The sequence below is a fragment of the Amycolatopsis circi genome (assembly GCF_003385235.1).
GTDB lineage: Bacteria > Actinomycetota > Actinomycetes > Mycobacteriales > Pseudonocardiaceae > Amycolatopsis > Amycolatopsis circi.
In genome coordinates, this window is the sequence record NZ_PQIA01000003.1 from 21,697 (window position 1) to 43,277 (window position 21,581).

Here is a 21,581-nt window from a genome sequence, read left to right on the forward strand (position 1 = left end):
CATTCAGGTGTGATCCACGCCATAGCGCAAAGATGGCCGATCTGCGCATTTCGACGGAATTCTTCTCAGGCGCGAGAGCCTACTCCCGGCCTTGCCGGAGTCAACGGTTCTCCGCGGACGTGCACAAAGAGGCAGCGACGATTTCCCTTTTGCGCAAAGAGCATGCAGCACCGGCCTGGCACGCTTTCGGAGGTTGACGATTCCGCAGCGGGTGTCGATACTTGAGGACGACGTCAAGAGCAGCCTCGAAGTCGCTGCCATCCGCCTGGCATTGAGAGCGGAATCAGCAGAATCGGCCGAGCTCCGACTCCCGCGCTGCAGGTTCTATTAGTCGAATACTTGCCCGGCGGCGCCAGTCGCTGCTGCAAGAAAATGCGTTCGCACGACAGCGGCTGCGGCTTTCCTGAACTCATCGGCTAACCGTATGGAGGCAAGACCGTGACCTTGGTCGACACTGAGCAGAGCACTGTGTCGTTCGACGGCGAAACCCTCAGCATCGGCGACGTCCGCAACGTCGCGGAGAACCACGCACCGTGCACTGTGCGCTCCGAGGTGCTGGTCAAAGCCGCGAAGAGCCGGCGCCAGTTCGAAGAAATCGTCAAGACCGGCGCCGCCGTCTACGGCGTCACCACGGGCTACGGCGAGATGATCTACATGCAGGTCGAGCCGTCCAAAGAAGTGGAGCTGCAGACCAACCTCATCCGCAGCCACAGCGCCGGGGTCGGCGCGCTGTTTCGCGAGGACGAGGCACGAGCCATCCTGGCCGCCCGGCTCAACGCCCTCTCCCGCGGCTACTCCGCTGTGCGGCCGGAGATCCTGGAGCGCCTCGCGCTCTACCTGAACCGCAACATCGTCCCCGCGATCCCGGAAATCGGCTCCCTCGGCGCCAGCGGAGACCTGGCGACGCTGTCGCACATCGCGATCACCCTCATCGGCGAGGGGTACGTGCTTCGCGGCGGCCAGCGGGTGCCGACCGCCGAAGTGTTGCGCGAGCACGGGATCACTCCGCTGGAGGTGCGGTTCAAAGAGGGACTCGCGCTGATCAACGGCACCTCCGGCATGACGGGACTCGGCTCGCTGGTAGTGGGCCGGGCGCTGGACCAGTTGCACCAGGCCGAAATCGTCTCGGCGCTCGTGCTGGAGACGCTCAAGTGCTCCACCAGCCCGTTCCTGCCCGAAGGCCACGAACTCGCCCGCCCGCACCGCGGCCAGATCGACTCGGCCGCCAACCTGCGCGCTCTGCTGGCCGGCAGCGAACTCGCCGTAGCCCACTCCGACTTGCGCAAGGAGGCGGAACAGCGGCGCGTGGGCGAAGAGGTCACCCGCACGGACGTCTACTTGCAGAAGGCCTATTCGCTGCGGGCGATCCCCCAAGTCCTCGGCGCGGTCCGCGACTCTCTGCGCCACGCCGCCGGCACGCTGCACACCGAGCTGAACTCCGCCACCGACAATCCCTTGTTCTTCGAAGGCAAAGAGGTCTTCCACGGCGGCAACTACCACGGCCAGCCGGTCGCGTTCGTCATGGACTACACCGCCATCGCGCTGACCCAGCTCGGCGTGCTGTCCGAACGCCGCAGCAACCGCCTGCTCAACCGGCACCTGAGCTACGGCCTGCCGGAATTCCTGGTGGCCGGCGACCCCGGTCTCAACAGCGGTTTCGCCGGCGCCCAGTACCCCGCGACCGCACTGGTCGCCGAGAACCGGACCATCGGCCCCGCCAGCACGCAGAGCGTCCCCTCCAACGGCGACAACCAGGACGTCGTCAGCATGGGCCTGATCGCCGCGCGCAACGCCCGCCGGGTGCTGCAGAACAACACCCGCATCCTGGCCCTCGAATACCTCGCCGCCGCGCAGGCGGTGGATCTGACCGGCCGCTACGAAGGTCTGAGCCCGGCGGGCAAGACCACCTATCAGACGGTTCGCTCCCTGGCTCCGATGCTCGAAAAAGACCGCTACATGTCCGACGAACTGGAGCTGGTGGCCGAAGCCGTCTCCAAGGGCGTGTTCCTCGACGCGATCAAAGCGCTGGACATCCCGCTGCGCTGAGGCCGGGAAGCGGCAGCGGACGGCCCACGCGACTCAGCGGACGGAGGATCGATATGACACCACGGCAAGCACCAGCGGTCTTGGACGCCGCGTTCGACGCGCGGGTGGACCCGGACGAACTGGTCCGCGCGGCCATGCAGTGGCACTTCTCGCCGGAGACCGGCACGCCCTTCTGGCTCGACCGGTTGCCGCGGCTGGGCTTCGACCCGCGCACCGAGGTGCGCACGATGGACGACCTGAGGATGTTTCCTCAGCTGGTCGACGAACTCCGGCACGTCCCGATCGAGGATCTGATCCCCCGCGGCTACGGCGGATCCGCCGAGATCATCGGCGTGTTCGAAAGCGGCGGCACCACCGGCTCGCCCAAGCGGGTGCTCTACTTCGCCGACTGGATGGAACGCGAAATGGCCGGCGCCATGCGCGCCATGGACGAGCGGGGCTATCCCCGGAACGTCAACTGGCTGTCGATGGGTCCCAGCGGGCCGCACGACTACGCCGAGCTGACGGCGCAGCACGCCCGCCGCAGGGGCGGAGTCCGCTTCGCGGTGGACTTCGACCCGCGCTGGGTGCGGCTGGGCCTGCGCCAAGGCCGCGCCGAGGAGATCGAGCGGTACCTGGACCACGTGCTCGCGCAGGCGGCCGACGTCCTGTCTACGCAGCGGGTCGGAGCCGTCCAGGCCCCGCCCCCGCTGCTGTCCAGGCTGGCGCGCGACGAACGCCTGGTCGACCTGGTCCGCCGCCAGGTCAAGGCGATCACCTGGTGCGGCACCAGCATGGACAGCGACACCCGGGACCTGCTGCGCGAGGACGTGTTCCCCGGGATCCTGGTGTACGGCCTCTACGGCAGCACCATGGCGCTGGGCGCGGCGTTCGAACGGCCGGCGACCGACGGCGGGGATTCCGTGTTCGATCCGCCGTCGGCGCACGTGACCTACGAGGTCGTCGACCCGGCCGACGGCAAGCCGGTCGCCGTCGGCGAAACGGGGCGCGTGGTGATGCATCACGTCAGCAAATCGGCGCTGCTGCCCAACAACCTGGAACGCGACGTGGCCCGGCGGGCGGCCGAGCCCGACGGCCAGGTCAGCCACTCGGTGGCCGACGTGCGCCCCGTGGAGGAGTTCTCCGGAGTGCCGGTGATCGTGGGGGCGTACTGATGAGTTCCGCCGCGGGCGCCGATCTTCACCTGATCGACGCGCTGGACGGCGCCGGACGCTACCGGACCAACCGGCGAGAGGTCGTCCGGGACGTCACGGGCACGCCGGTGGCCGAGCTGACCCTGGCACCGGCCCTTTACATCGCGCGCACCATGGACAAGCTCAGGTCGGCGCCGGCCACGGCCGCGGCGTGGCCGGCGGAGCTGCGCGCCGAGCGGCTGAGATCCGCTGCCCGCCGCTTCGCCGGTGGTGTGCTCGACGGGATCGCTCCCGACGAGCACCACCGGCTGGTGGCCCGGACCACGGGCGTGCCGGTGGCCGTGGCCAGGGCCGCGGCCGCGACGATCGCCGACGTCGCGGCCCACGCTCAGGACTGCGTCGAACTCGCTCGGCCCGCCGGTGCGGTCCCGTCCGGCGCTCGAGCCGGGGAAAAGGGACCTGCCGGTCCCGTCGTGGTCTGGCGCCGCCGGGGCCGGGTGTTCAGCGTTCAGGCCTCCGGCAACCACCCGGCCGTCCATTCGCTCTGGCTGGAATCGCTGGCCCTGGGCTACCGGGTGGCGGTGCGGCCGTCACGACGCGACCCGTTCACCGCGTACCGGCTGGTGCTGGCGCTGCGCGCGGCCGGATTCCCCGACGACGACGTGCTGCTGCTGCCCTGCGACCACGCCACAGCGGGCGAACTGGTCCACGGCGGCGATCTGGCCATGGTCTTCGGCGGCGACGAGGTGCTCGCACGCTACGGCGCGAGCGGCAACCGCACTCCGATCCTTCCGCAGGGGCCAGGACGGGTGAAGGTGCTGATCACCGGGGACTGGGAACCGCACCTGGAGGTCGTCGCGGAGTCGGTCGCCGGGCTGGGCGGAGTGTCCTGCCTCAACACCACCGCGGTACTGGTCGAGCACGATGCCCCGGGATTCGCCCGTGCACTGGCCGAGCGGCTGGCGCAGGCAAAGCCGCTGCCGCCCGAAGACGAGGCCGCGGAGCTGCCCTGCACGTCGCTGGCCGAAGCACGCGCGCTGGACGCATTCCTGCGCGCAAGCGCGACGGGAGCCACACCGGTCCTCGGCGGCGAAGGGATAGCGCACGACCTCGGCGACGGCAGTGCCGCGCTGCGCCCCGCGGTCCATTTGCTGGCCGACACCGGGTCCGGACACCTGGACATCGAATTGCCGTTCCCGTGCGCGTGGGTGGCACCTTGGTCCGCGTCGCTGGGCGTCGCGCCGCTGCGGAACTCGCTGGTTGTCGGTCTGGCAGCGGAGAGCGACGCCCTGGTGGACGACTTGGTCGCCGATCCGTCCGTCCGCAACATCTACGGCCTGGACCGTCCCACGTGGTGGCTGCCGCCCGGCGTGCCGCACGACGGGTTCCTGGCGGAATTCCTGATGCGCAGCACCGCGGTGGCGCGGTCCCGATGAGGACGTCCCCGCTGGAGAAAGGAGAGGCGCAGTGCGTGCCGTTGTCGTCCACGGTCCCGGCGACGTCCGGGTCGAACCGGTCCCCGAACCCCGCGTCGAACATCCCGCCGACGCGGTGGTGCGGGTGGTCGCGGCCGCGGTGTGCGGCTCCGACCTCGCCGTGCTGCGGGGCCGGTCGCCGCTTCCCCGCCCGATTCGCAGCGGCCACGAGTTCGTCGGGGTCGTCGAGGAGGTAGGCGGCGACATCGGCCGGCTGCGTCCGGGGCAGTTCGTCATCGCTCCGTTCAGCACCTCCTGCGGCGGCTGCGCCCACTGCCGGCGCGGCGTGACCATCGCTTGCGACAGCGCGCAACTGTTCGGCGAGATCAGCCCGGACGGCTCCGTCCTCGACGGCGGGCACGCCGAGCTGGTCCGGGTGCCACTGGCCGACACCACCTTGGCAGCTGTGCCCGATTCGCCTCCGGACGACCTGCTGTCGCCGTTGCTGTCGCTGGCCGACGTGATGCCGACCGGGCACGAAGCCGCGATGTGCGCCGGGGTCGGTCCCGGATCCGCCGTGGTGGTCGTGGGAGACGGCGCGGTCGGCCAGTGCGCGGTGCTGGCAAGCCGCAGGCTGGGCGCCGAGCGGATCGTGGTGATGTCGCGCGATCCCGGCCGGCAGGCGCTGGCCCGGCACCACGGGGCGACCGACGTGGTTCCCGGCCGGGGCGATGCGGGCGTCGCCGAAGTGGCCGACTTGCTCGGCGGAGGCAGCGGCCACGTCGTGGAAGCCGTGGGCACGCTCCAGTCGATACGGCAGGCGATCGGGTGCGCGCGGCCGGGCGGGCGGATCGGGTACGCGGGTCTGCCCTGGGACGTGACCTTGCCGCTGTGGGAATTGTTCGGCAAGAACATCACGCTGTCCGGTGGCGGCACCAGCGTGCGGGCGCACCTGCCCGAACTGCTGGCGGATGTGCTGGACGGCGCCTTGAACCCGAGCGCGGTGTTCGACGCCGAGTTCTCCCTCCCCGACGCGCCGAAGGCCTTTCAGTTGATGAACTCCCGCGGGTGCGTCAAGCCAGTCCTGCGTCCGTGACGAAGCCGGATCCCGGGAAGGAGGGCGCGTCGATGAGCGCCGAGTCCGCGAGCCAGCTCAAGAAATCGGCGCTGGGGACGCCGGGCATCGTCTTCTTGGTGGTGTCGTCGGCAGCACCGCTGGGAGCCACGTTGGGGACGGCGCCGGTCGCCTTCGCTTCGTCCGGCGCGGGGGTGCCGGGGATGTACCTGATCGCCACCGCCATCCTGCTTCTGTTCGCCGTCGGCTATGCCACGATGGCCCGCTACGTCACCAACGCGGGCGGTTTCACCGCCTACGTGTCCCTCGGCTTGGGGCGACGTGCGGGCCAGGCCGCCGCGGGGATCGGCCTGCTGGCCTACAACTGCATGCTCGCCGGCGTCTCCGGCCAGTTCGGCGAGTTCGCGCACGACCTGCTGGCCCGGTGGGACCTCCGGCTGCCCTGGCAGGTCCTCGTGCTCGCGGTGCTGGCCATGGTGGCCGTGCTGGGCTACCTCGAGGTGGACCTGTCCAGCAAGGTGCTGGGCGTTCTGATGATCGCCGAGGTGCTCATCCTCCTCGTTTTCGACATCGCCGTCATCGGAAGCGGCGGAGCGCAAGGAATCGACTTCGACGCCGTCGACCCCACCGCCGTCTTCGCCAAGGCACCCGGCGTAGCCCTGCTGCTCGCCTTCACCTGCTACATCGGTTTCGAGGCGGCAACCGTCTACGGCGAAGAAGCCCGCGACCCCCGCCGTACCGTTCCTCGCGCCACCTACGTCGCCGTGCTGCTCATGGGCGCCTTCTACGCGGTAACGATCTGGGCCATCGGTCTGGCTCACGGATCGGACTCGGCGGCCGCGGACGCCGCCGCCGACCCGGTCGGCTTCGTCACCGCTGTCAACACCGCCTTCGTCGGACGGCCGGCCACCGAGCTGATGCAGGTTCTTGTCGTCACCAGCCTGTTCGCCGTGCTGCTGGCCGTGCACAACACCCTCACGAGGTACCTGTTCTCCCTGGGCAGAGGAGGCCTGCTGCCCGCGGCACTGGGACGAACCCATCGCCGGTTCCGCAGCCCTCACAAGGCAAGCCTCGCCCAGAGTGTCTTCACCCTGCTCGTGCTGTCCGCTTTCATGATCGCGGGCGTCCAGCCCTTCGCCCAGCTCTACCCCTGGCTCGTCGGGCTCGGAACCCTGGCCGTCCTTCTCTTGCAGGCCACCACTTCGGCGGCCGTCATCGTCTTCTTCCGCCGCCAGGAACACCGCTCCCGATGGCAGACCCTGGCCGCTCCCCTGCTCGGCGGGCTGGGCCTGCTCCTGATCATCGCGCTGGCCGTCGCCAACTTCGACGTCCTCACCGGGCTCACCGGCCCGGCAGCCGTCCTGCTGCCCTGGCTCATCCCGCTGGCCGGCGCGCTCGCCGTGCTGGCCTCCTCCTGGCACGCCCGTCGCGGCCGACCTGTCACCCTGGCCGCCTCGCAGCCGGCTGACCCGCCGCCCTCGGACCGCGAACTGTCGGCGACGCCTGCCCTCGACACCGCACCCGAGGATGGCAGGCAGCCCTGACGCCCTCGCGCCTCCACGCGGTCGAGGTCCTCCGTTCAGGCATCGGAGGCATCGACGACATCAGCCTGCAGCACAGGCGAAGAGCCGACGTTGAGGCACTGCGATGGGGCGTTTGCGATGCGCGAGGCCTGGAGGTTCGCACCCGATTGGTTTGGCCCGAGCACAAGAACTCCATGACAACCTTGTGCGAGGACGGTAAAGTCCGTCGGCTGACGCCGAAGTTCGGGCGCGCTGGAATCTGTCGAGCACAGACCGCGAACAATGTGATGCACACTGCCTGCTTCCGCAAACTGGTGAATCCATTGGCGCAGAAGAGAGCTGGCCACATCGAGGATGCCTTCTCTGTCGAACAACTTGATCGTCCAGTCGGCAGCTCAGTGAAGAAGTTGGCGAGAACGATCGCCGACGTTCCGGCCCCCTTCAGTTCGCCCTTGAGCAGCTCAAGGAACCGGATCTCCGACCCGACACTCGGTTTCTCGCCCCAGAACAGCTCGACTGTCACGGCCGCGTCCTATCGCGGAACGAGCATCGGCAGCGCTTGCGCCGCCCAATCCTCGCTCCGATGCCGGGAGCCGATCCCACCAGGCGAGTGCCATGACCGAACGCCGGCTGAGCGGCTGGTTCGGCAAGGACGTCGCGCTGAACTGCCTGCCTGACGTCGCCGCGACGCAATGCGGACGGGTGATCTCAGCCCGCGTCGCGCCGGTGAGTGCAATGCGGAAATTGGCGGGTCGTCGACGTACTCACCCCTCCGCACGTCTTCACACCACCGATCGATCGGGTGGGATGCGGCCGCCCGGAACTCTTGCCCGCCAACAGGGTTCGGCAGTTGCGAACAAGACGGCCGCGCAACCGGCGGCCTTGTCCCGGATCTGCCTCCGACCGAGTCGGCTGTACCGACGATCCGGACCGTCTCCGAACGAGTTCGGCACCCGCCCGACCGGGGGTTGTTGTGCGCGCTCTCGCACGGTCCAGGGCCGGACGAGCGCTCTACTGGCCTGATGGGAAAAACACTCATCCTCGGAGCGACCGGAAATCTGGGCGGCCTCACCGCCGCCCGCCTGTACCGCAGCGCTCCGCAGACGCTCCGGGCCGCGACAAGCCGCGATGCCGGGATCCGCCGCCTGGACCGGAAGTTCCCCGGCGCCGAGGCCGTGCTCTGCGATTGGAACGACGAGGCCAGCCTGATCGAGGCGATGCGGGGCGTCAGCAAGATCCTCGTGGTGACCCCGGACCTCGTCACCGACGAGTCGGTCGTCACCCTGAACATCATCCGCGCCGCGCAGAAGACCGGTGCCGTCGAACTCGTCGTCCGGCTGCTCGGGATGCCGCCCGGCTTCACCCTCGAACAGGCCGACCCGGCGTACGTCGGCGCCCGTTGCGGTGCCGGGCTGCACGTCGTCGCCAAGCCGCTCCTCGACGCGAGCGGCCTGCCGGTCTGCTATGTCAACGTCCCGGCCTGGCTGATGTTCAACCTGCAGTCCTTCGTGGCCGCGGACGTTAAGGCCCATCGCCGGATCGCCATGCCCGCGACCACCGACTGCCCCCGGATGTGGGTCTCGGAGGGGGACGTCGCCGAGGTCTTCGCCCGGATTCTGTCCGGCGACGCCGCGGAGCACGCCGGGCAGGAGTACTTGCTGACCTCGCCGGACCGGCACTCCTACGCCGATCTGGCGCGGGTCTTCACCGAGGTGCTCGGCGAACCCGTGGCCTACGCGGACGACGACCAGCCGCTGCGCGACGCGATGGGACCGGCTTTCGACCAGCTGATGACCTACCTGAGCCACGAGACCGGCTCGTACGCCGCAGTCCGCCACGTTGACACCCTCACGCGAATGCTGGGCCGCCCACCAGAAACCCTGCACGACTACATCACCGCCCGCAAGGAGCTTTACTCGTGACCCCGGTCCACCCCGTCGCGGCCAAGCGCGGCCACCTCGAGGGCAAGAACCTCCGGCCGATGCCGCTGTGGCCGGCCGAGATGATGCCGCGTCCGATCCCGGCCAACCGCAACGCCGTCTGGTACTCCGGCGAGGACATCACCACGTGCGTCTACGAGGCCGACGACGGCACAGTGGCCTTCGCCGACCTGCCCTACGACGAGCACGTGCACATCCTCAACGGCACCGCAGTCCTGACGTCGGCGGACGGCCGGGTGGACACCTACGGCCCCGGCGACTGGTTCGTCGCGCCCAAGGGCTGGTCTGGCACGTGGGAAATGAGCGGTGGATACCGCGAGATGATCGTGTTCCACACCGCGGCTCTGCTCGCCGCCGCGAAAAAATGGGGCATCGACGGCTGATCGCCGCATCGGGCGCGCTCTGTTGTGCGCCGTTTCAACCGTGGACACCGGAGTGCCGGACCAGGATGCACAAGTCCGGTCCGGCACTCCGGGACGGCCGAGCTGCGAATACCACATAGAGAACCGAGACAGAGACGTTCGCACGTGATAGCTGCCGGCGCTGCTGGACGAGAACGGAACAGTGAACGACTTCGCCGCCTGCATCCGGCACAAGGTCCCGGCGGCCCGCTGGGCCGAGCCCGAGATAGTGCGGCGGCACTCCCCCACCCGGGCACACTGACCCCGTCCACGGCCCGGCACCGTCGCCGGAACTTCGAAAATCCCTCCATGACGAACAACCCCGGCCTCGGCGCAGGCAAGAGAATTCTGGTGACAGGCGGCGCCGGCGAAATGGCGAAGTACGCCTGCCGGGCGCTCGCCGATTCGGACGAGGTCGGTCTGGTCCTGGTCTCCGACCGCGACTTCGACCGCGCGAAGGCCGTCGCCGCGGAACTCGGTCCCAAGGCCGAAGCGCTCGCGCTCGACATCTCCGACAGCGAGGCGTTGGGCAAGGCCCTGGCCGACGTCGACGTCGTGCTGAACTGCGCGGGCCCGTTCTACCGGTTCGGCCGAGAGGTGCTCAGCGCGGCGATCGCGGCGCAGACCCATTACCTGGACATCTGCGATGACTGGGAGCCGACCATCGACATGCTCGAACTGGACGACGCCGCACGGGCCGCGGGCATCACCGCGATCATCGGCATGGGTTCCAGTCCGGGCACCAGCAACCTGCTCGCGATGCTCTGCATGACCGAACTCGATCAGGTCGACAAGGTCTACACGGCATGGTCGATCGGCGGCATCAAGCCGGACCCGCCGGAGCGCAAGGGCAAGCCCAACGCAGCGCGCGACCACTGGATCCACAACTGCACGGAGCCGATCAAGGTCCGTCGCGGCGGCGCCCTGGCGGACACGTACGCGCTCGACGAGATCAAGCTCGCCTACCCGGGCGTCGGCGAGCACTCGGTCTGGGTGTGCGGCCATCCGGAGCCGATGACGCTCCCGAAGGTCCGCCCGGAGATCCAGGAGTCCTACAACGTCATGGTCGCGCGACGCGGCCTGATGGAGGCGCTCAAGGCGATCCAGGGCCGGGTGAAGGCCGGCGAACTCGATGTCCCGGCCGCTGGTGTGGCGCTCACCGAAACCCCGGGCATCAACGGTCCGGCGGCAGGCGAACGTCCTCCGTTCGCCGGACTGTTCGCAGTCGCCGAAGGGGTCAAGAACGGCGTCGCCACGCGTGTGGGCGCGACCCCGGTCGTCCTGCCGAACGCCAACATGGGCGAGTTCACCGGTTATCCCCTGGCCGTCGCCACCGTGATGCTCTGCCGCGGCCAGGTGTCCGAACTGGGCGTCCACGGCCCGGAGGGAGCTGTCGACCCGCACATCTACTTCGACGTCCTCGCCGACTTCGCCGAGGACCGGCCCGCTGGCGTCGAGCCGGTCGAAGTCGTCACCGAAACCATCTGAAACCCTGGCAACCCGAAAGCAGAGGAACCCCATGGCCGTCAAGAAGGTCAACACCGACACGCTCGCCAAGCCCCACGGTTTCGCGCACGCGATGGTCGCCTCCGGCAGCAAGATCATCACCACGACCGGGCAGATCTCAGCCGACCTCGACGGGCAGATCGTCGGTCAAGGCGACCACCGCACGCAGTCGTACCTCGCGACCCTCAACGCGTTCAAGGCGCTCACCGCGACCGGCGCGGCCGCCACGGACGTCACTCGCATGATGGTCTACGTGGTCGACGCGACCCAGGAAAACCTCGAGAAGGTCTACGAGGGCCTCGGCAAGGGCGTCGGCGAGGCCGGCGGCAAGTCCACTGCCATGACGTTGGTCGGCATCACCGGTCTCGCGAACCCGGACGCGCTCATCGAGATCGACCTCACGGCGGTCGTCGACTGAGCGCATCGCCGCGAAGAGCCGCCCCTCCAGAGCTTCCCGGAGGGGCGGTTTTTCAGCCTCGGCATCTACGTGCTGGCAAAAGCGGCGAGGGCCGGCACAGCAGGCCGGGCTCTCGGGCCCGGCCTGCTGCCTCACTGCACGGAGCCGTCCAGCAACCGTTACTGCGCGGTGTACCCGCCGTCGACGAGGTACGACGCGCCGGTCACGAAGCTGGCCTCCTCACTGGCCAGGAACGCCACGACGGCTGCCACCTCCTCCGGTTCCGCCAGCCGGCCCAGCGGATGCCGCTCCAGCAGCGTGGGGTCCTCTTTGATGTCGAGTTCGACCATCGGGGTGTTGACGTAGCCGGGGCACACGGCATTGACCCGGATCCGGTCCGCGGCGTGCTCCAGGGCCAGGGATTTGGTCAGTCCTTCGATCGCGTGCTTGCTCGCGATGTACGACGCCGCACCGGGCGAGGCCACTCGGCCGTAGATCGACGCCGTGTTGACCAGTGCGCCGCCACCCGCCTCGATCATCAGGGGGATGGCCGCCTTGGCCATGAGGAAGGCACCGTGGAGATTGACGTCGAGGACCTGGCGCCATTCCGGGAACGGCGTGGAGGCCCCGAAGCTCTCCAGCACGATCCCAGCGTTGTTGAACAGGACATCGAGGCGGCCGTATTCCTTCCGAACGGAGGCGACGGCACCGGCGACTGCGGGCTCCTCGGTGACCGAGGCGAGGTGGAAGACAGCGTCGTGGCCGGCGGCGCGCAACGCCGACTCCGCCCGCGTGCCGGCTTCCTCGTTCACGTCGACCAGCATGACCCGGGCACCTTCGGTTGTGAACCGCCACGCGGCAGCCAGCCCGATTCCCGATGCGGCACCCGTGATGAGCACGACCTTGCCATCGAATCGCGCCATGGCTCTCACTTCGACCCCACCTTTCGCTGACGCTCCTCCCCTGACCGGCGAGCGAGGACGCTGAACCGGAGTCCGACAGTTGGCACCAGGCCCGTACACCGCGTGAGCAGTCCACTCATCCGCGGGACCGAGCGGACCAATCCGGTGCTGTCAAGAAGTTTCACCGCCGCAGTCGCGACGTCCTCGGCATCGAGATGACGGCCTCCCGCGAACAAGATGGCCGCTCCCGCGTCGTCCGACCGGGACGTGACCATGTCGGTGGCCACCACGTCGGGGCACAGCGCGTGGACCCGAATCGGCAGGCCGGCGTGGTCGAGGTCGCCCTGCAGCGAGGTCGAATACGAAAGCACCGCGGCCTTCGTCGCCGCGTAGACGGCGAGCCCCGGCACTGGCCCGAGCGCCGCGTTCGAGGCGATGTTGAGGATGCGTCCCCCAGGCGTCATCGCTTGCACGGCTGCGGTCGAGCCCGCGATCACGCCGCGGACGTTGACGTCGAAGCTCGCCGCGATGTCGTCCGGGCTGTTGGTCCAGCCGTCGCCGGAGATCAGGATGCCGGCGTTGTTCACCCAGACGCCCAGCTGTCCCATCTCGTTCGCGCGTTGCGCCACCCGCTCATGGCTCGCGGCGTCTCGGACGTCTTGAACCGCCCACGCGCACTCCGCACCGATGCGACGGGCTGCCTCGCGAACCAGCGACTCGTCGATATCGGTGAGCAGGACGCGATGGCCCTGCTTCGCAAGCAGGCTGCCGATCGCGAACCCGATGCCCCTGCCGCCGCCCGTGACCACTGCCACCGTTCCGTTGGCTCTCATAGCGCTCGAGGGTCGTACTCGGCCGTCCGTCGCGAGCGATTCGCCGCGGCGAGGGCGCCCACTTGGGCTACATCCCCCGATTAGGTCCCCATTTCCCCGCTATCGGCCGCTTGGCCTTCAAGCCGACCGAAACTGCGGCGAGACCGACGCCAGGAGGAACACGATGCCCCTTGAGCCGAAATCGGCCCAGTTCGTGGAGGCGCTCGCGGCCGCGGGCGATCCGCCGCTGCACGAGAGCACCCCCGCCATCGCCCGGATGGGAGACATGGTCGCCGCCGGCCTGACCGGCCGCGGACCCGAGGTCGGGTCGGTGCGCAACCTGAAGCTGGACGGCAAAAACGGCCGCTTCCGGGTGCGGGTCCTGGCTCCCGCCGGACCTTCCCGGGGAGTGGTCGTGTACTTCCACGGCGGAGGCTGGGTGCTGGGCGACATCGACCTGCAGTACGACTTCGTCGGCCGCGACCTGGTGAACCGCACCCGATGCACGGTCGTCCTCGTCAATTACCGGAAGGCCCCCGAACACCCTTTCCCGACCGCTCTCGAAGACAGCTACGCGGCGCTGACCTGGGTTTCGGAGAGCCTGCACAAGCAAGGCCCGCTGATCGTCGCCGGCGACAGCGCCGGCGGCAACATCGCCGCGGTGCTGACCCGGTGGGCGCGGGACAACGGCGGGCCGAAGATCGACGGCCAGGTCCTCGTCTACCCGGTCACCGACTGCGACCTGGATCGCCCTTCCTGCCTCGACCCGGCGAACCAGCTCCTCATCGGGCGCGAGGCGATGCGGTGGTTCTGGGATCATTACCTCCCCGACGAAGCCAGCCGCAGCGCTCCGGATGCCTCGCCGCTGCGCGCCGCGAATCTCGCCGGACTGCCGTCCGCTCTGGTTTACACGGCCGAGTACGACCCGTTGCACGACGAAGGCGTTGCGTACGCCGCGGCCCTGCGCGCGGCGGGCGTCGACGTCACCTCCGAAGAGGCTGCCGGAGAAATGCACGGGTTCTTCCAGATGGCCAACATTTTCCCGGGTTATGACGACGGGATCGAACTGGTGTCGCGCTATATCAGCACCTTCGCCGACAGCTTCGGAAGGCAGGCCTGAGGTCATGGCAATGCACGAACACGAGGTACTGATCATCGGCTCCGGCTTCGCCGGTCTCTATCAGCTGTACCGGTTGCGCGAAGCCGGGTTCGACGCGCACGTCGTCGAGGCGGGCGAGGACGTGGGCGGAACCTGGTACTGGAATCGCTATCCCGGCGCCCGTTGCGACATCGACTCGATCGAGTACTCCTATTCCTTCGACGACGACCTTCAGCAGGAATGGGAGTGGACCGAGCGATTCGCGGCACAGCCAGAGATCCATCGCTATTTGCGCCACGTCGCCGACCGGTTCGGCCTGCGCAAGGACATTACCTTCAATACTCGCGTGCAGGCATTGGAGTGGAGCGAAGCAGCGCGTCGATGGACCGCGACCACGACGGACGGAACGACGCTGAGCGCGCGGTTCGTGATCGCCGCGACGGGAAACCTTTCCGTGCCGACCCAACCCGACTTCCCCGGGCTCGACGATTTCGAGGGCGAGACTTACTCCACGGCACGCTGGCCCGAGGGCGGTGTCGACCTCAGCGGCAAGCGGGTCGCCGTCATCGGCACCGGCTCGTCCGGGCTGCAGACCATCACCACGATCGCGCCGGCGGTGGGGAGCCTGACGGTTTTCCAGCGCACGCCCTGCTTTTCGGCGCCTGCGCACAACCGGCCGATCGCCGAAGACCTGGCCGACGCGAAGAGCCGCTACTCCGAGATCCGGGAAAACGCGCGGAACGCGCCCGACGGCTACGAGTGCCGTCCCGGCACGAAGGCGCTGCTCGAGTCGGACCGGATAGACGTCGAGAAGGAACTGGAGCGCCGGTGGGCCGACGGCGGCCTCTGCTTCGGCTGGGCTTTCACGGACCTGGTCCTCGATCTCCGTGCCAACGAGGTCGTCGCGGAGTACTTCCGCGACCGGATCCGGAGCATCGTCGCCGACCCGGTCGTCGCCGAGAAGCTCTGCCCGACCACGTACCCGATCTTCACCAAGCGGATGTGCGTCGACACCGGGTACTACCAGGTCTACAACCGGCCGAATGTCGAACTGGTCGACTTGCGCGAGGAGCCGCTCGTCCGCGTGACCCCGCGCGGAATCCTGGCCGGCGAACGCGAGCACGAGTTCGACGTGATCATCCTGGCCACCGGATTCGACGCCATGACCGGCGCGCTCAACGCCATCGACATCCGGAACGGCGAGGCGACGCTGAAGGAGAAGTGGACGCACGGACCCCGCACCTACCTGGGTCTCATGTCGTCCGGGTTCCCGAACCTCTTCACGGTCACCGGGCCGCAGAGCCCGTCGGTCCTCTCGAACATGGTCACCTCGATCGAGCACCATGTCGGGTTCATCGCCCGGGCACTGGAATACGCGCGAGCCGCGGGGTACGAGCGCATCGAGGCGGAACCCGAGAACGAGGACAACTGGGTCGCCACGACCAACGACCTCGCGAACATGACGATCTTCCCGATGGCCGCGTCGTGGTACATGGGCGCGAACGTGCCGGGCAAGGAACGCATCTTCATGCCCTTCGTCGCGGGCGTCGGGCTGTACAAGCAGGTGACCGACGGCGTCGAGGCGGGGCATTACCACGGGTTCGAGATGGAGTGAGACCGCTGGCGACTGCCCGCTTCCCCAGGGAAGGGAATGCGGCAGTCGCCGGTCCCACACCTCAGCGCTGAGATCGACCAAGTTCAAGCGCTTCGAACGCGTTCTCCGCGACGGGCTGCATCCAGTGGAACAGCGCGTTTCCGGTCTCCTGCGGCCGGACGAAAAACTCGGCCCACCCGGCGTGGTCGTCACTCTCCCCCACTAGCGTCGCGCCCCGCCGGCGGGCAGCTGTCCGGCACGCGGTGATGTCGTCGGAGTCGAAGGAGACGTGGTGCAGTCCGCCGCCGGTTCGTTCCAGGAAGCGAGTCAGCGCACTGGCGGCATTCTCGAACGGCGAGCACACCTCCAGCATCAAACCGGAGGAGGCCCGGACCCACGACCAGCGTCCGTTGAGTTCCGCGTCGTCGCCGCTCTGGTTGATCTCCCCCGCGAACAACCTGACCAGCGAATCGACCACCGTGTCGTATTCGGCGCCGGGAACCACGATGCCGATGTGGTTGAGGCGACCGAGTTCCGGTTCAGCTGGCAAGGCGCTCACTCCCGGACAGTTCGACCTTGACGAGAAGGCCAAGCTCCTGGGCTCGGCTCGCGGCCTCGGCACGGTTCCGTACGCCGAGCTTGCGGTACACCGCGCTCGTGTGCTGTTTGACGGTGTGGCGCGAGAGGTTGAGGCTGGCCGCCGTCTCCGGGTTGCTCAGGCCGGCAGCGAGGTGCTGAAGCACGTCGAGTTCGCGGCGGGACAGTCGATTCTCGGGAGTCGCGTCGGTTTTCGGGAATACCCGGACGCCCTCCGCGACCCGCTTGATGGCGGACACGATCGCACCTCGGGGAAGGTGCTTCGAAAGAGCGCCCGCGGCGCCCAGCGAGGTCGCCAACGCCGTCGGCACCCGGCCGAGTCCAGCCATGAGAACCATCTTGACGTGCGGCATCCAGTCCTGGATCCAACAGCAGAGTTCGGCGCTCGAACGTCCGCGAAGAGAGGCGCTGACGACCACGACCTGCGGCTGGTGGCGACGGATCGCCTGGACCGCGTCCTTCGCCGTGCTCGCCATGTAGCAGGCCGACACCCAGGGAGCGGCTTCGAGGACGGCACAGAGACCCGCCTGCATCAGTTCGTTCTCGTCGACGACCAGGATGCGCTGCAACTGGCAGAAATCGGTTGTATCGGTCGTCTCAAGCGGGCGTTCGGCAAGCACTGTCATGGCACGTTCCCTTGCGTTCAGCGAATCCTCACCCGACGTTCGCGCGGCGACAGCCAGCCTGCGCGACTGTGAGCGGGGACACGCGGGGGGAACTACGTGTTTGAACACCCGCATTGCGTCTGCGCGAACACGACCGACATCGCGACGACCCTCCCGCGGGATCCGGCCAGATGGCTAAACAGGTCGCCGACCTGGCACTTCATGCCAGGGCCATCGAATTCACCTGCGCACGTTCGCGGAAGAACTGCTCAACCGAGCCCGCACATGGTGCCCGCGGCCAACTGACGCGGCGGTCCGGCGCAAGAGTCCGTCCAGCCCCGCACGGAAATGCCGCCGCGGGAATCCGGCGGCGGCACTTCCGTCCAGGCCTCAGCGTCGGCCGAGGGCCACGTTCGCGTCCCACGCCGCGGCGGTGATCCCGCGCTCGCGGACCTTGCCCTTCTCGACCCGCTCCGACGGGGTTTTCGGCAGGCGGTCGACGACCTCGACGTAGCGCGGAACGGCGAACCGCGGAAGATCCCGGGTGACGAACTCGACCAGTTCGGCCGGGTCGAGGGCGGCTCCGGCAGCCGGGACGACGAGCACCGCGACGTCCTCCTCGCCCACTTCCGAAGGCACCCCGATCGCCGCGACCTCGAGCACCTGCGGGTGAGCGGCGACAGCCTGCTCGACCTCCCAAGCCGAGACGTTCTCGCCGCGGTGGCGGATCGAGTCCTTCTTGCGGCCGATGTATTCCAGCATCCCGTCGGGATGTTCACGGACGAGGTCGCCGGTGTGGAACCACAGATTGCGCCAGACCTCGGCTGTCTCCACCGGTTTCGCCCAGTAGCCCTGCATTATCGCGAAGGGCTCGCGCGGCCGGTAGACCAGCTCGCCGGCCTGACCCTCGTCCACGGGTGCGTCGTTGTCGTCGACCAGCTGGATCTCCACCTCGGGGATGGCCCGGCCGATGCGGCCCGGAACCGTCTGACCGGGAGGTGCCGACGTCAGCAGAACGCACTCGGTCATGCCGTACGCCTCGATGATCTGCACTCCGAAGCGAGCCTCGAAGTCGCGCAGGATCTCGCCGGGTGTGGATGAGCAGATCGCAGTCCGGGCGGGTTGGTCGGCGTCGCCGGGCCGCGGCTCCTGTTTGTGGAGCATCCACAGCATCGTGCCGATCGTGGCGAAAATCGTCGCGCCGCTCTCGCGCACCTCGTCCCAGAAGCGGCTGACGCTGAACCTCCGTCCCAGCACGCCCTTGCCGCCCACGGACCAGGCAGTCGTGAGGAAGGCGCGCGCGTCGATGTGGAAGAGCGGCTGCACGCACAGCACCACGTCGTCCGAGCGAACCTCCATCAGCTGAGCCGCATGAGCCGCCTTCGCGGGGTAGTAGCGCTGCGGCAGCATGACGCCCTTCGAGGGGCCGGTCGTGCCGGAGGTGTACATGATCGTCGCGATGTCGCCCGGCAGCGGAGCCGCCAGCTCCTCCTCCGAAGCCGAGCCCAGCGCGAGCAGTTCGTCGAAGCTGAGCTGCCGTACGGCATCCCCGAACGGCTTCGTCGAGTGTTCCCCGATGCACACGACGAACTCGGGCCGATCGGTGATCGTTTCCGCGAGGATCTGGAGGTAGTCCTCGGTTCCCATGAGGACCCGCGGCGCCGCGTCGTGCACGAAATACTCCAGGAGCCGCCCGCGCGCCTCGACGTTGAACGGCACGTCGATCCCGCGGGCCGCGTTCGTGCCGAGCCATGCCCACAGGGTCTCCGGCCGGTTGTCGCACATGATGCCCACTCGGTCGCCGGGCTCGATCCCCAGCGCACGCAGGCCCCGTCCGGTGCGCTCGACCTGATCGAGAGTCTCGCGGCGGGTGAAGCTCTCACCGACGATGCGGATGCACTCTCGGTCGGGATCCTCGGCGGCGGCCGTCCGGAGTGCGAGAAGAAGGCTGTCCTGGATGCTCATTCTCCGATCGTGCGCGCAGTCCCCGAAAGCGCTCCGGCGCACGGCTTCCCCGACACCCGCATGGGGGAATACCGGCGCGAGCCAGAGCTGCGCGGCTTTCGGCATACCCGCCCAGTTGGGCGGGAAATGACGCCGCCGTCGACCACCGTCCGCCAATCGGCGATAGGTCTCGGGTCAACGATCTCACCCGCTATGACAGGAAGGCGTCCTCCATGGATTTCACCTTCGCGCAGGAGCAGGAAGACCTGCGTGACGCCGTCCGGTCCTTCCTGCGCAAACGAGCCGGCGCGGACGCCCGGCGAGAACTCCTCCACACCGGCTACGCCTTCGACCGCGAGGTCTGGCGAAGCATGGCCCGTGACCTCGGGCTCCAGACTCTGACAGTGCCCGAGGAACGCGGCGGCAGCGGTGCCGGCTTCCTCGAGTCGATGATCGTCTTCGAAGAGATGGGGCGCGAACTGTTCTCCGGCCCCTTCTTCTCGACGGTCCTGGCGACCTGGGTCCTCGATGCCTCCGCTTCCGACGCAGCGAACACTGCTCTCCAGCAGGTCGCCGACGGAGACCTGGTCCTGACCGCGGCCATCGCCGACGAGTCGGGGACCTGGTCGGCGCCCGGCACGGCGACCCGGGCGGTCGCGACTCCCGACGGTCATCGCGTCACCGGGGCGAAGGCACGGGTCACCGATCTCCCGGTCGCCGACGCCTTCGTCGTGTGGGCGCAGACAGCCGAAGGACCGTCTTGGTTCCTGGCCCCGGCCGGTGCGGACGGAGTCGAGGCGATCGCCGAGGAGAGTCTCGACCTCGCCCGGCCGATCGGCACCCTGCGGCTCACGGACACGCCCGCGACGCTCATCGTCGGACCCGGACAGGCTGCCGCCGTAAGGGAATCCGTCGACACCCGCGCCTGCGTCGCGCTGGCCGCAGAACTGGTCGGCACCGCCCAGGCGGCTCTCGACCAGTCCGTCGAATGGAGCAAGAGCCGGCATCAGTTCGGCCGCCCCATCGGCTCCTTCCAAGCCCTCAAACACCTGTGCGCCGACGCTCTTGTCGAGGTCGAGGCGGCGCGAGTGCTCACCCATTACGCGGCGTGGGCAATCGCGGCCGGCCAGGCGGAAGCGCCGGTGCTCGCTTCCATGGCCAAGCAAGCGGCCGCGGATGCCGCTGCACAGGCCGCGGGGAACAACATCCAGATCCACGGCGGCATCGGCGCCACTTGGGAGCACGAAGCCCATCTCTGGCTGCGCCGGGCCAAGGCCTCCGGCGCGCTCTTCGGGAGTCCGCGCCAGCACCGCGCCCGGATCTCCGACCTGCTTTCGGCCTAGTCCTTCCCCGTCACGTCAGGACAGTCATGAACCCCGTTTTTTCGACTCCCGTACAGGAATTCCAGCGAGAATTCGCCGAGTTCCTCCGGCAGGTCCTACCGGCAGGCTGGGCCGGGTCCGGCGCCCTGCCGCACGACGAGTTCCCCGCTTTCGCGGCAGACCTTCGCCGAGCCCTCTACGAGGGCGGTTACCTCGGCGTCGACTGGCCGACCGAGTACGGCGGCCGGGGCCTGACCCCGGAACACCAGGTGGCCGTCGCCGAGCAGCTGACCCGGATGAAGCTCCCCCAAACCTCCCTCAGCGACGTCTTCGGCATGCAGATGTTCGGCTCGACCGTGCTCGCGTTCGGCACCGAGGAACAGAAGCACCGGTTCCTGCCGGGCATCCTCAGCGGCGAGGTCAAGTGGTGCCAGGGCTATTCGGAGCCGCAGTCCGGCTCCGACCTGGCCAGCGTGTCGACGGCGGCCGTGCGCGGCGCGGACGGGTGGCACATCGACGGGCAGAAGATCTGGACCGGCACCGCGCACCTCGCCGACTGGATCTTTGCGCTGGTGCGGACCGACCCGGAGGCGCCCAAGCACCGCGGGCTGACGCTGCTGGCCTGCCCGTTGCGGCAACCGGGCATCGAGATACGGCAGATCCGGCAGATGTGGGGAGAGGCCGAGTTCAACGAGGTCTTCTTCACCGATGCCGTGACCGCCGACGACAACGTCATCGGCGGCGTCAACAACGGCTGGCGGGTGGCGACGGCCCTGCTCGAACACGAACGCGGGGGCGCGGCGGCGGTCCTGGCAGTGCGCTTCGAGGAGGAACTCGACCGGCTCTGCGAGCTGGCCCGCGAACACCGCCGCGACCAGGACAGCGACATCCGGCAGCGGATCGCCTGGTGCCGCGCGCGCGTGCTCGCCATGAAACTGCTCGGCTACAAGGCTTTGACCCGGTCTCTGCGCGGCCAGCCGATCGGTGCGGAGGCGGCGATGACCAAGCTCTACTGGTCCGAGTACCACGTCGTCCTGACGGATCTCGCGATGGACATCCTCGGCGACGAGGCACTCGTGCTCCGCGGCCGCCGGCCCGCGCTGGCCGACGGCCCGGACGCGCCGGGCGCGCCGACCGACAGCGCCGGGTGGATCACGACCTTCCTGACCTCCCGGTCGAGCCGCATCTACGCCGGCACGAACCAGATCCAGCGCACTCTGCTCGCCGAGTCGATCCTCGGCATGCCCCGCGAACCGCGCCCCGCCTGACC

18 protein-coding genes are annotated in these 21,581 nt (G+C 68.7%); 13 read left to right on the forward strand and 5 right to left on the reverse strand.

Features of this window, described 5'->3' with window-relative positions; translation table 11 throughout:
* The first annotated feature begins 438 nt into the window (after positions 1–438).
* The 9 genes from cmdF (at position 439) to D0D37_RS01110 (ending at position 11,457) form a co-directional block, all read left to right on the forward strand.
* Positions 439–2,046, forward strand: a complete 1,608-nt coding sequence (gene cmdF, locus D0D37_RS01070) for a tyrosine 2,3-aminomutase (RefSeq protein ID WP_116198584.1) — start codon at positions 439–441, stop codon at positions 2,044–2,046.
* Between the two features lie 53 nt (positions 2,047–2,099).
* Positions 2,100–3,200, forward strand: a complete 1,101-nt coding sequence (locus D0D37_RS01075) for an AMP-binding protein (RefSeq protein WP_116198585.1) — start codon at positions 2,100–2,102, stop codon at positions 3,198–3,200.
* A complete protein-coding gene (locus D0D37_RS01080; RefSeq protein ID WP_116198586.1) occupies positions 3,200–4,615 on the forward strand; it encodes an aldehyde dehydrogenase family protein in 1,416 nt (471 codons plus the stop codon). Before D0D37_RS01075 ends, D0D37_RS01080 begins: the two co-directional genes overlap by 1 nt.
* A 31-nt stretch (positions 4,616–4,646) precedes the next feature.
* Positions 4,647–5,690 (forward strand): alcohol dehydrogenase catalytic domain-containing protein, encoded by a 1,044-nt coding sequence (locus D0D37_RS01085; RefSeq protein ID WP_116198587.1) that lies wholly within the window; start codon positions 4,647–4,649, stop codon positions 5,688–5,690.
* Between the two features lie 32 nt (positions 5,691–5,722).
* Entirely contained in the window at positions 5,723–7,213 is a 1,491-nt protein-coding gene (locus tag D0D37_RS01090) for an APC family permease (RefSeq protein ID WP_208719736.1), read from the forward strand.
* 1,001 nt (positions 7,214–8,214) lie between these two features.
* Positions 8,215–9,114: an NmrA family NAD(P)-binding protein gene (locus D0D37_RS01095; protein ID WP_162834028.1), complete on the forward strand. Its 900-nt coding sequence runs from the start codon at positions 8,215–8,217 to the stop codon at positions 9,112–9,114.
* A complete protein-coding gene (locus tag D0D37_RS01100; RefSeq protein WP_208719737.1) occupies positions 9,111–9,515 on the forward strand; it encodes a cupin domain-containing protein in 405 nt (134 codons plus the stop codon). Before D0D37_RS01095 ends, D0D37_RS01100 begins: the two co-directional genes overlap by 4 nt.
* A 327-nt stretch (positions 9,516–9,842) precedes the next feature.
* Entirely contained in the window at positions 9,843–11,021 is a 1,179-nt protein-coding gene (locus D0D37_RS01105) for a saccharopine dehydrogenase family protein (protein ID WP_116198589.1), read from the forward strand.
* Between the two features lie 31 nt (positions 11,022–11,052).
* Complete coding sequence (locus D0D37_RS01110; RefSeq protein ID WP_116198590.1) at positions 11,053–11,457, forward strand: RidA family protein; 405 nt, start codon at positions 11,053–11,055, stop codon at positions 11,455–11,457.
* Positions 11,458–11,615: 158 nt separating this feature from the next.
* On the opposite strand, the gene D0D37_RS01115 is transcribed toward D0D37_RS01110, so the two are convergent.
* Positions 11,616–12,359 carry an SDR family NAD(P)-dependent oxidoreductase gene (locus tag D0D37_RS01115; RefSeq protein ID WP_116198591.1) on the reverse strand — a complete coding sequence of 248 codons (744 nt, stop codon included), beginning with the start codon at positions 12,357–12,359 and terminating at the stop codon, positions 11,616–11,618.
* 5 nt (positions 12,360–12,364) lie between these two features.
* The gene (locus D0D37_RS01120; RefSeq protein ID WP_116198592.1) at positions 12,365–13,171 is read right to left on the reverse strand and encodes an SDR family NAD(P)-dependent oxidoreductase; all 807 of its coding nucleotides are present in this window, start codon (positions 13,169–13,171) and stop codon (positions 12,365–12,367) included.
* A gap of 163 nt (positions 13,172–13,334) precedes the next feature.
* Between D0D37_RS01120 and D0D37_RS01125 the strand changes: the two genes are divergently transcribed.
* On the forward strand, positions 13,335–14,270 hold the full coding sequence (locus D0D37_RS01125; RefSeq protein WP_116198593.1) for an alpha/beta hydrolase: 936 nt from the start codon (positions 13,335–13,337) through the stop codon (positions 14,268–14,270).
* Positions 14,271–14,280: 10 nt separating this feature from the next.
* The gene (locus tag D0D37_RS01130) at positions 14,281–15,864 is read left to right on the forward strand and encodes a flavin-containing monooxygenase (RefSeq protein ID WP_116198594.1); all 1,584 of its coding nucleotides are present in this window, start codon (positions 14,281–14,283) and stop codon (positions 15,862–15,864) included.
* A gap of 61 nt (positions 15,865–15,925) precedes the next feature.
* On the opposite strand, the gene D0D37_RS01135 is transcribed toward D0D37_RS01130, so the two are convergent.
* The 3 genes from D0D37_RS01135 to D0D37_RS01145 form a co-directional block, all read right to left on the reverse strand.
* On the reverse strand, positions 15,926–16,402 hold the full coding sequence (locus D0D37_RS01135) for a VOC family protein (RefSeq protein WP_162834029.1): 477 nt from the start codon (positions 16,400–16,402) through the stop codon (positions 15,926–15,928).
* Complete coding sequence (locus D0D37_RS01140; RefSeq protein ID WP_162834030.1) at positions 16,383–17,066, reverse strand: response regulator transcription factor; 684 nt, start codon at positions 17,064–17,066, stop codon at positions 16,383–16,385. Before D0D37_RS01140 ends, D0D37_RS01135 begins: the two co-directional genes overlap by 20 nt.
* A 369-nt stretch (positions 17,067–17,435) precedes the next feature.
* On the reverse strand, positions 17,436–19,010 hold the full coding sequence (locus tag D0D37_RS01145; protein ID WP_162834031.1) for an AMP-binding protein: 1,575 nt from the start codon (positions 19,008–19,010) through the stop codon (positions 17,436–17,438).
* A gap of 212 nt (positions 19,011–19,222) precedes the next feature.
* On the opposite strand from D0D37_RS01145, the gene D0D37_RS01150 reads away from it, so the two are divergent.
* Both D0D37_RS01150 and D0D37_RS01155 read left to right on the forward strand, forming a co-directional pair.
* Positions 19,223–20,332, forward strand: a complete 1,110-nt coding sequence (locus D0D37_RS01150) for an acyl-CoA dehydrogenase family protein (RefSeq protein WP_116198598.1) — start codon at positions 19,223–19,225, stop codon at positions 20,330–20,332.
* 26 nt (positions 20,333–20,358) lie between these two features.
* Positions 20,359–21,579, forward strand: a complete 1,221-nt coding sequence (locus tag D0D37_RS01155) for an acyl-CoA dehydrogenase family protein (protein ID WP_116198599.1) — start codon at positions 20,359–20,361, stop codon at positions 21,577–21,579.
* Positions 21,580–21,581: the final 2 nt, after the last annotated feature.

Excerpts from the sequence above, each read along its gene's own strand:
- D0D37_RS01120 (WP_116198592.1), bottom strand. The coding sequence starts at position 13,171 with ATGAGAGCCAACGGAACGGTGGCAGTGGTCACGGGCGGCGGCAGGGGC.
- D0D37_RS01075 (WP_116198585.1), top strand. The coding sequence starts at position 2,100 with ATGACACCACGGCAAGCACCAGCGGTCTTGGACGCCGCGTTCGACGCG.
- D0D37_RS01150 (WP_116198598.1), top strand. The coding sequence starts at position 19,223 with ATGGATTTCACCTTCGCGCAGGAGCAGGAAGACCTGCGTGACGCCGTC.
- D0D37_RS01155 (WP_116198599.1), top strand. The coding sequence starts at position 20,359 with ATGAACCCCGTTTTTTCGACTCCCGTACAGGAATTCCAGCGAGAATTC.
- D0D37_RS01130 (WP_116198594.1), top strand. The coding sequence starts at position 14,281 with ATGCACGAACACGAGGTACTGATCATCGGCTCCGGCTTCGCCGGTCTC.
- D0D37_RS01095 (WP_162834028.1), top strand. The coding sequence starts at position 8,215 with ATGGGAAAAACACTCATCCTCGGAGCGACCGGAAATCTGGGCGGCCTC.
- D0D37_RS01105 (WP_116198589.1), top strand. The coding sequence starts at position 9,843 with ATGACGAACAACCCCGGCCTCGGCGCAGGCAAGAGAATTCTGGTGACA.
- D0D37_RS01125 (WP_116198593.1), top strand. The coding sequence starts at position 13,335 with ATGCCCCTTGAGCCGAAATCGGCCCAGTTCGTGGAGGCGCTCGCGGCC.
- D0D37_RS01115 (WP_116198591.1), bottom strand. The coding sequence starts at position 12,359 with ATGGCGCGATTCGATGGCAAGGTCGTGCTCATCACGGGTGCCGCATCG.
- D0D37_RS01090 (WP_208719736.1), top strand. The coding sequence starts at position 5,723 with ATGAGCGCCGAGTCCGCGAGCCAGCTCAAGAAATCGGCGCTGGGGACG.
- D0D37_RS01140 (WP_162834030.1), bottom strand. The coding sequence starts at position 17,066 with ATGACAGTGCTTGCCGAACGCCCGCTTGAGACGACCGATACAACCGAT.
- D0D37_RS01110 (WP_116198590.1), top strand. The coding sequence starts at position 11,053 with ATGGCCGTCAAGAAGGTCAACACCGACACGCTCGCCAAGCCCCACGGT.
- D0D37_RS01080 (WP_116198586.1), top strand. The coding sequence starts at position 3,200 with ATGAGTTCCGCCGCGGGCGCCGATCTTCACCTGATCGACGCGCTGGAC.
- D0D37_RS01145 (WP_162834031.1), bottom strand. The coding sequence starts at position 19,010 with ATGAGCATCCAGGACAGCCTTCTTCTCGCACTCCGGACGGCCGCCGCC.